We start from the raw sequence: 7,260 nt of genomic DNA on the forward strand, positions 1-7,260 counted from the left end.
CCCGGCCGTCGGCCCGTCTCCCCCGGCGCCCTCCGCCGCGGACCCGGCGAGCGCGGCGCGGGCCGCCGCGGCCATCTCGGCGGCGTCCGCGTACCGCTCCTCGGGCTTCTTGGCGAGCGCCCGGGCGACCAGTGCCCGCACCGGCGCCGGGAAGGTGTCCGGCAGCTCCGGCACGGGCTGGTTGACGTGCTTGAGCGCGATCTGGAGCGGTCCGTCGCCGGAGTAGGGCGGTTCGCCGACGAGCAGTTCGTAGCAGACCACGCCGATCGAGTAGAGGTCGGTGGCCGGCCCGAGGCTCGCGCCCTCGGCCTGTTCGGGCGACATGTAGAGCGCGGTGCCGATGATCGCGAACGGGGCGGTGAGCTTGGTGCTGGCGACCGCCCGGGCGATGCCGAAGTCGGTGATGGCCACCCGGCCGTCGGTGCGCACCATCAGGTTGGACGGCTTGACGTCCCGGTGCACGATCTCCCGCTGGTGGGCGGCGTGCAGCGCGTCCAGGGCGCCGGCCGCCAGGTCGAGGGTGCGCTCGACGGTCATCGGGCCGGTGTCCCTGAGCACCCGGTCCAGCGGACTGCCGTCGATCAGCTCCATGACGATGTAGGCGCAGCGCTCCTCGCCGTCCCCGCCGCTCTCCCCGTAGTCGTGGACGTGTACGACGCCGGGGTGGTCGATCGCGGCGACCAGCTGGGCCTCGCGGCGGAAGCGCTGGGCGGAGGTGTCGTCCTCCAGCAGCTCCGAGCGCATGATCTTGACCGCGACCTGCCGCGCCAGCACGGTGTCCTCGGCCTTCCAGACCGAGCCCATCGCGCCGCCGCCGATCTTCTCGACCAGCTCGTACCGCCCGCCGAGCACGGTGCCCGCGCCGCTCATACCCCTGCTCCCCCGTGTGTCGCGACCCGCCCCGACGGGTCATCGGCACACAGTGTGCCAGAGCGTGTCACGAGCTCAGCAGTCCAGGTCCGAAAAGGAATTGGGCACGAATTGTCAGACCTTGAGGAAGTATCGGGCATGCTCCGAAACTTCTCGGACGGCCGCGACGACGGCCTGGGGCCGGTCGGCCTGGATGGCGTGACCGGCGCCGTGGACCGTGCCGTGCGTTCCCCGGACGGCGTTCCTCGCGACGCACGCCTGCACGGCGGTCCACCGGACGCGCATCGCCCGGGGCAGCCCCTCGGTCGCGCTCAGGACCGCCAGCGGCATCTCGGGCGGCCGCGCGAGGGAGCGGCGGCGCCGGATCCCGGGCCCGGCGAGGGCCGTCATCCGCTGTTCGGCGAGGACGGCCCACCGCTGGTGCGGGTACGCGATCACGGCCGCCTCCGCCAGGTCGAGCGGCTCCGCCGATCCTGGTGCTGCCGGCGCCGACCCGGCCCGGTGCAGCCACAGCCGGTTCAGCACGGCCTCGGCGGCCCGGATGGACTTCGGCTGGAACTCCTCGTGTGCCGGATCCACCAGCACCAGCCCGGCCACCAGGTCCGGCCGCTGCCAGGCGAGGAGTTGGGCCGGCTGGGCGCCCCAGCTGTGCCCGACCAGGAGCGCCGGTCCCGCGTCCAGGTGTCGCACCAGGGCGGCCAGGTCGGCGACTTGGCCGTCCGGCGTCGGTCCGGCGCCGCGCCCGGGGCCGGACTCGGGATCGCTGGCGCCCAGCCCGGCCCGGTCGTACGCCACGACCCTTCCGTGCCGGGCGAGTTCGGGCAGGACGGCGGACCAGGTGAGCGCCGTGGTGCCACAGCTCGCGATCAGCACCACCGGTGCGACGCCGCCCCGGCCGGCCTCCACCCAGCGCAACGCCCGTCCGCCGCGGTCCAGTTCACCGGTCCGCACGCCGCCGGGCAGGTTCTCGCCCAGCGCCCGGGCCATGACCTCCTGGACTCCCCGCAGATCCGGTCCGACCGGTGTGCCCCGCCTGCCCTGCCTGGTGCTCATGTGCGATCCCCCTGGATCCCCGTCCGGCCCCGCTCTCCCGGGCCCGGTTCCGAACGGCCCGCGATCTGCCGACCGGATGGCCGGATGGGCGACCGACCGGATGACCGGCCGGGAGTCGGTTCTCAGACCGGCAGGGCCTGCCGCAGCACCCCGAGCAGCGCCGCCCAGTGCCGCTCGTCGGCCGCCGCGTCGTAACGGGTGGTGTCGGCCTGGGTGTAGCCGTGCGGGGCACCGGCGTAGACCTCCGCGCGGTACCGGACGCCGGCCGCGGTCAGGGCCGCGGCGAGCCGGTCGATCTGCTCGGGCGGCAGCGCCGGGTCCTGGTCGGCGTGGCCGAAGTACAGCTCGGCGGTGATCCGGTCGGCGCCCAGGTGCGGGCTGTCCGGGGTGTCGGTGGCGAGGCTGCCGCCGTGGAACCCGGCGGCGACGGCGATCCGGTCCGGATGGCTGGCGGCCGTACGCAGGGCCAGCAGTGCCCCGCGGCAGTAACCGGTCAGGCCGACCGGGCCGTCCTGGACCAGCGGGGAGTCGGCGAGCCAGCGCAGGTAGGCGTCGGCGTCGCGAGTGGTCGCCTCCGGGGTGAGGGTGGCGAGCAGCGGGCCGATCCTGGCGAAGAGCCCGCTGTCCTGCTCCAGGTCGATGAGCTCCGGCAGTTCGACGACCGGCGCGCGGCCGCTTCGGTAGAAGGCGTTCGGGACGAGCACGGTGTACCCGGCTTCCGCGAGCCGGTCGGCCATCCGCTCCAGATGCGGCCGGAGCCCGAAGGCGTCCATGTAGAGGATGACGGCCCGGTGGGCCCGGCCGTCGTCGGGGTGGGCGAGGTAGGCGTCGGCGGTGCCGTCCGCCGTCGGGATGTCCACGAGGGTTCCGCGCACGGGCATGAGGAGCACTCCTTTCGGTCCGTCCGGCAGCGTATCCGCTGGGCCCGCGGCCCGCCGCCGGACACCACAGTTCACCGCCGCCCGGCACCGCCCGCCCGACCGGGCGCCGTTCCCCGTAGTGCGCCCGCGAGGGAACGCCCGGGCCGTACGGCCGCGTTGAGCGGGCATGGGGTTGATCGTGGGTGTGGCGGCGGCGGTCGTGGTGGTGCTGGGGCTGGTGCTGCTCGCGGCGTGGCAGGTCCTGGACGAATCCTCCTCGCGGCCTCGGCAGCGCGGACCGGGTGTGGGGATGGGCGCCGGCGGGCTGGAGGAGCTGCACGCGCTGTTCAGCCCGGGCAAGCAGGTGCAGGTCGAGCAGAAGCACGAGCAGTTGGTCCTGCGGGACGACGCGCAGGCCGGAGCACTGCCGCACCTCGGCGTGGACCTGGACCGGGGCGTGGCTGTCCTGCGCGGCGGGGCCGCAGGACGGACGCCCGAGCCCGCACCGCACATCGGGAGCGGGACGGGGACGACCGGTCAGGCCCCTCTGGCGGCGGGGGTTCAGGCCTCCCAGCTGCGGGAGCAGAGCACCAGCCGGTAGCCGTCCGGGTCGGATATCGTCACGCCGTACTCGTCCCAGTACGGGTTGTGGGACTCGACCCGGGTGCCGCCGGCCTCCTCCAGCCGGGCGACCAGGGCGTCGTCCACCGGGGCCCCGAGGTAGACGACGAACAGGTCGTCCACCGTCGGGGTGGGATCCAGCGGCCGCTCCGGGTCGTGCGTGAGCTCGAAGTGCCAGCTGCCCCCGGGCGGGCCGACCATCAGCAGGTCGTGCTTGCCGGACACCCTCTCGGTGCTGCGCCACAGCACGTCGAGGCCGAGGCCGCCGGCGTAGAAGCGCTCGGCCGCCGCGAGGTCGCGCGAGGGGCGGGCGATCCGGACCCGCGTGGTGGAATCGATCATGCCGGCGACCATAGCCGATGCCACTGACAGCGGACCACGCTGCGCGACGGGCCTGTGGACGGACCGTCAGAGCCGCCGCAGTCGCTCCTCGTCGGAGGTGCGCGGGCAGGTCAGACAGGCGACGGCCGCGGGCCCAACGGCGTAGTGGAGGCAGCAGCCGAGCCGGGTGCGGGTGCGGTGGGCGCGCCCGTCGGGGGTGTGCAGGCGACGGAAGCCGGCGGCGCCGGGGAGCGGCAGGGTGCCGCCAGGCAGTACAGCCTCGGCGGCGGCGACGGAGGCCTCCTCCTCGCCCAGCATCCGGCCGAGGTACCAGAGGGCGGAGGCCAGGTCGTCCGTCACCATGCCCCAGAGCGCACGGTCACGGCGCCGGGTCGGTCCGGCGAAGGCGGCGAGCACCGGTCCGAGGTGCTCGACCACGGCGGCCCGCAGCTCGGCGCGCAGTTCGTCGTCGCCGGGCAGGGTGACCGACCCGCGCGGGCGCAGGGCGAACGCACCGGTGGGGGCGTGCAGCCAGAGGTCGGCGGAGCCGAGGACGGGGACCCGACGGGCGAGGTGCCAGGGACCGGCGATCAGCAGGCAGGCCGACCAGACGTAGTGGTGGAGCAGCCGGGAGGCGGTGACGTGCGGTCGCGGGGCGCGGCCGTGCTCGGCGGCGATGCGGGCCGCCGCGCCGGCCAGGACGGCTACCAGCGCCCGTTCGTCGGCGGCGAGTTCGGCTCCGGAGTACCAGTCGTCGGCGGCGCACGGATCGGGCTCGGCGGCATCCAGCAGGCGCAGCTCCAGCACCGGACAGAACTCCAGCATCCGCCGGTAGTCGGCGGCGAGCGCCGAGGACACGGAGGGCGCGGAGGACACGGAGGTTCCGACGAGCGCGGCGGAGGACGCGGAGGGCACGGCGGGCATGGGCGTTCCGGGAACCACTGACACTCCCGTGATCGATTCTGCATGATCGATTAAGGTGAGGCTCACCTTACAACGCCTCGTATCACCCGGCGACCACACGCGACCACACGCCGCCCCACCGGTCCGCCGGCTGCCGGTCGCCACCCACCGGCAACCGCCTGCCGCCGCCCGTACACCCACCGTCCACCACCCCCGGCCGCCGCCGCCTCCTTCCCCCGCTCGTGGGAGAGTGGTGGGCAGCGAAGGGAGCGCGAACGTGCTGATGGACAAGGTGGCGGAGATACTCGCCGAGGCGTCGGCCCAGGCGGTGGAGCCGCGCTTCCGGGCGCTGGCCGCGGGCGAGGTGATGGAGAAGGCGCCCGGCGAGGTCGTGACGGTCGCCGACCGCGAGGCCGAGGCGATCATCGCCCGCCGGCTGCACGAGCTGCTGCCCGTACCGGTGGTCGGCGAGGAGGCGGTCTCCGCCGACCCGTCGCTCGCCCTGGCCCTCCACAACGAGCCCGCCGCCTGGCTGGTCGACCCGGTCGACGGCACCGCCAACTTCGTGGCCGGCCGTCCCGAGTACGCCGTGATGTGCTCCCTGGTCCGCTCCGGCCGGACCGTCGCCGCCTGGATCTGGCAGCCCGCCACCGCCACCAGCTACTGCGCCGAACTGGGCTCGGGCGCCTGGCGCGACGGCGTGCGCCTGACCCGCCCGCCCGCGCCCAGGGACCTCGCGAAGCTGCGCGGCTCGGTGAAGAGCCGCTACCTCGACGCCGAGCACCGCCGCCGGCTCCAGGACAACATCGCGGCCTTCGGCGAGATCTCCCCCGGCCGGCACGCCGCCGGGATCGAGTACCCGGACGTCGTCGAGGGCCGCTCCGACTTCATCCTCTACTGGCGCACCCTGCCCTGGGACCACGCCCCAGGATCCCTCCTGGTCACCGAGTCCGGCGGCGTCTCCGCCCGCCCGGACGGCACCCCCTACCGCCCGGAGGCCCCCGGCTGCGAGGACGGTCTGCTGGTCGCCGCCGACCCCGACACCTGGGAGCTGACCCGGTCGCTCCTCCTGAGCAACTGACCCCAGGGCCCCGGCGCCGCCCCCGCCCCACTCGTCACGCCACCGGCTATCCCGCCCGCTCACCCGCCACCTTGCGACCGGCGCCCACCACCTCCCCCAGCAGCGCGCCGACCTCCCCCGCGGTCGTGTGCGGGTTCAGCAGCGTGAGCTTCAACCGGACCCGGCCGGGGCCGTCACCCGGGAGTTCGGTGCGGCCGACCACCGCCCGCCCGGTGCGCAACAGCAGCCGGCGCAGCCGGCCGTTCAGCTCGTCCAGCGCCGCCTCGTCCGTCACACCCGCCGGCCGGTAGCGGAAGAGGACGGCGGTGAGCACGGGCTCGGCGTGGAGTTCGAGCGCCGGATCGGCGCGGACGGCGTGGGCGGCCGCCCGGGCGAGGTCGTGGCAGCTGTCGACCAGCCGGCCGAGCCCGTCCCTGCCGAGGGTGCGCAGGGTGACGGCGAGCTTGAAGGCGTCGGCACGCCGGGTGGTGCGCAGCGAGCGGCCCAGCAGGCTGGGGTAGCCGGCCTGCTCGTCGTCGACCGGGTTGAGGTACTCGGCGCGGCGGGCGAGCGAGACGTACGTCTCGGCGCGGCGCACCAGGAAGATCCCTGCGGCGGCCGGCTGCCAGCCGAGCTTGTGCCAGTCCAGGGAGACCGAGTCGGCGCGGGCGATGCCGTCGAGCAGCGGGGCGAGCCGGTCGGAGAGCAGCGCCCCGCCGCCGTACGCGGCGTCCACGTGCAGCCAGGCGCCGTAGCGTCCGGCGAGGTCGGCGGCGGCGGTCAGCGGGTCGATGGCTCCGGTGTCGGTGGTGCCGGCGGTGGCGACCACCGCGATCGGGGTCCTTCCGGCCCAGCTGGCCTCGGCCATCGCCCGCTCCAGCTCGTCCTCCCGCATCCGCAGCCCGCGGTCGACCGGGACGGGGATGACGGCCCGCTCGCCGAGGCCGAGCAGGGCCGCCGAGCGCTGGACGGAGAAGTGCGCGGCCTCGGAGGCAAGGATGCACGGCCGGACACCGGCCGGGATGCCGTCCAACTCCACGATGCCGTCGAGCTTCTGGTCGCGCGCCAGCATGAGCCCCATCAGGTTGGACTCGGTGCCGCCGGAGGTGAGGACGCCCGCTGAGCGCTCCGGGTCGTAGCCGACCAGTCCGGCGATCTCGGCGAGCAGCGCGCTCTCCAGGGCGGTGGCGGCGGGGGCCTGGTCCCAGGAGTCCTGGGAGGGGTTGAGGGCGCTGACCGCGAGGTCGGCCGCGGCGGCGACGGCGAGCGGCGGGCAGTGCAGGTGTGCGGCGCAGGCCGGGTCGGCGGGGTCGGCGGCACCGTAGGCGAGGAGTTCGGTGAGTCTGCCGAGTGCGCCGGGGCCCTCGCTGGTGGCGAGCGCTTCGTCGACCAGGGCGGCGATCTCGGCCGGGCTGCCCGCGGGCAGCGGCCCAGACCGCATCGCGGTGCCCGTCTCCAGGGCGTCGAGGACGGTGGCCAGCAGCGGTCCGAGCGCACCGGGCCCGGCGGCGCCGCCCGCCAGGGCGTCCGTCGCGACGCCGTCCCCGGGGAGCCCGGTGGGGCCGGAGCCGG

General features: G+C 75.3%; 8 protein-coding genes. 2 read left to right on the forward strand and 6 right to left on the reverse strand.

All coding sequences use genetic code 11. The features are described from left to right. The 3 genes from BU198_RS14950 to BU198_RS14960 form a co-directional block, all read right to left on the reverse strand. Positions 1-870, reverse strand: an 870-nt coding sequence (locus tag BU198_RS14950; RefSeq protein WP_188297339.1) for a serine/threonine-protein kinase, incomplete at its 3' end; no start/stop codon positions are given. 114 nt (positions 871-984) lie between these two features. Next, positions 985-1,923 carry an alpha/beta fold hydrolase gene (locus BU198_RS14955; protein ID WP_188297340.1) on the reverse strand — a complete coding sequence of 313 codons (939 nt, stop codon included), beginning with the start codon at positions 1,921-1,923 and terminating at the stop codon, positions 985-987. 122 nt (positions 1,924-2,045) lie between these two features. Continuing rightward, entirely contained in the window at positions 2,046-2,804 is a 759-nt protein-coding gene (locus BU198_RS14960; protein ID WP_188297341.1) for a dienelactone hydrolase family protein, read from the reverse strand. A 166-nt stretch (positions 2,805-2,970) separates the two neighbouring features. On the opposite strand from BU198_RS14960, the gene BU198_RS14965 reads away from it, so the two are divergent. Continuing rightward, positions 2,971-3,384, forward strand: a complete 414-nt coding sequence (locus tag BU198_RS14965; protein WP_188297342.1) for a DUF6191 domain-containing protein — start codon at positions 2,971-2,973, stop codon at positions 3,382-3,384. Here the strand turns inward: BU198_RS14965 and BU198_RS14970 are convergent. Both BU198_RS14970 and BU198_RS14975 read right to left on the reverse strand, forming a co-directional pair. Further along, the gene (locus BU198_RS14970; protein WP_188297343.1) at positions 3,345-3,746 is read right to left on the reverse strand and encodes a VOC family protein; all 402 of its coding nucleotides are present in this window, start codon (positions 3,744-3,746) and stop codon (positions 3,345-3,347) included. The genes BU198_RS14965 and BU198_RS14970 overlap by 40 nt on opposite strands. A gap of 66 nt (positions 3,747-3,812) precedes the next feature. Next, positions 3,813-4,649 (reverse strand): (2Fe-2S)-binding protein, encoded by an 837-nt coding sequence (locus BU198_RS14975; RefSeq protein WP_188297344.1) that lies wholly within the window; start codon positions 4,647-4,649, stop codon positions 3,813-3,815. A gap of 262 nt (positions 4,650-4,911) precedes the next feature. On the opposite strand from BU198_RS14975, the gene BU198_RS14980 reads away from it, so the two are divergent. Beyond that, on the forward strand, positions 4,912-5,709 hold the full coding sequence (locus BU198_RS14980; protein WP_188297345.1) for an inositol monophosphatase family protein: 798 nt from the start codon (positions 4,912-4,914) through the stop codon (positions 5,707-5,709). A 46-nt stretch (positions 5,710-5,755) separates the two neighbouring features. On the opposite strand, the gene BU198_RS14985 is transcribed toward BU198_RS14980, so the two are convergent. Further along, a complete protein-coding gene (locus BU198_RS14985; RefSeq protein ID WP_223244402.1) occupies positions 5,756-7,210 on the reverse strand; it encodes a pyridoxal phosphate-dependent decarboxylase family protein in 1,455 nt (484 codons plus the stop codon). Positions 7,211-7,260 lie beyond the last annotated feature (50 nt).

Source organism: Streptomyces sp. CBMA156, assembly GCF_014596515.1.
GTDB lineage: Bacteria > Actinomycetota > Actinomycetes > Streptomycetales > Streptomycetaceae > Kitasatospora.

Excerpts from the sequence above, each read along its gene's own strand:
- BU198_RS14975 (WP_188297344.1), bottom strand. The coding sequence starts at position 4,649 with ATGCCCGCCGTGCCCTCCGCGTCCTCCGCCGCGCTCGTCGGAACCTCC.
- BU198_RS14970 (WP_188297343.1), bottom strand. The coding sequence starts at position 3,746 with ATGATCGATTCCACCACGCGGGTCCGGATCGCCCGCCCCTCGCGCGAC.
- BU198_RS14960 (WP_188297341.1), bottom strand. The coding sequence starts at position 2,804 with ATGCCCGTGCGCGGAACCCTCGTGGACATCCCGACGGCGGACGGCACC.
- BU198_RS14980 (WP_188297345.1), top strand. The coding sequence starts at position 4,912 with ATGGACAAGGTGGCGGAGATACTCGCCGAGGCGTCGGCCCAGGCGGTG.
- BU198_RS14955 (WP_188297340.1), bottom strand. The coding sequence starts at position 1,923 with ATGAGCACCAGGCAGGGCAGGCGGGGCACACCGGTCGGACCGGATCTG.
- BU198_RS14965 (WP_188297342.1), top strand. The coding sequence starts at position 2,971 with ATGGGGTTGATCGTGGGTGTGGCGGCGGCGGTCGTGGTGGTGCTGGGG.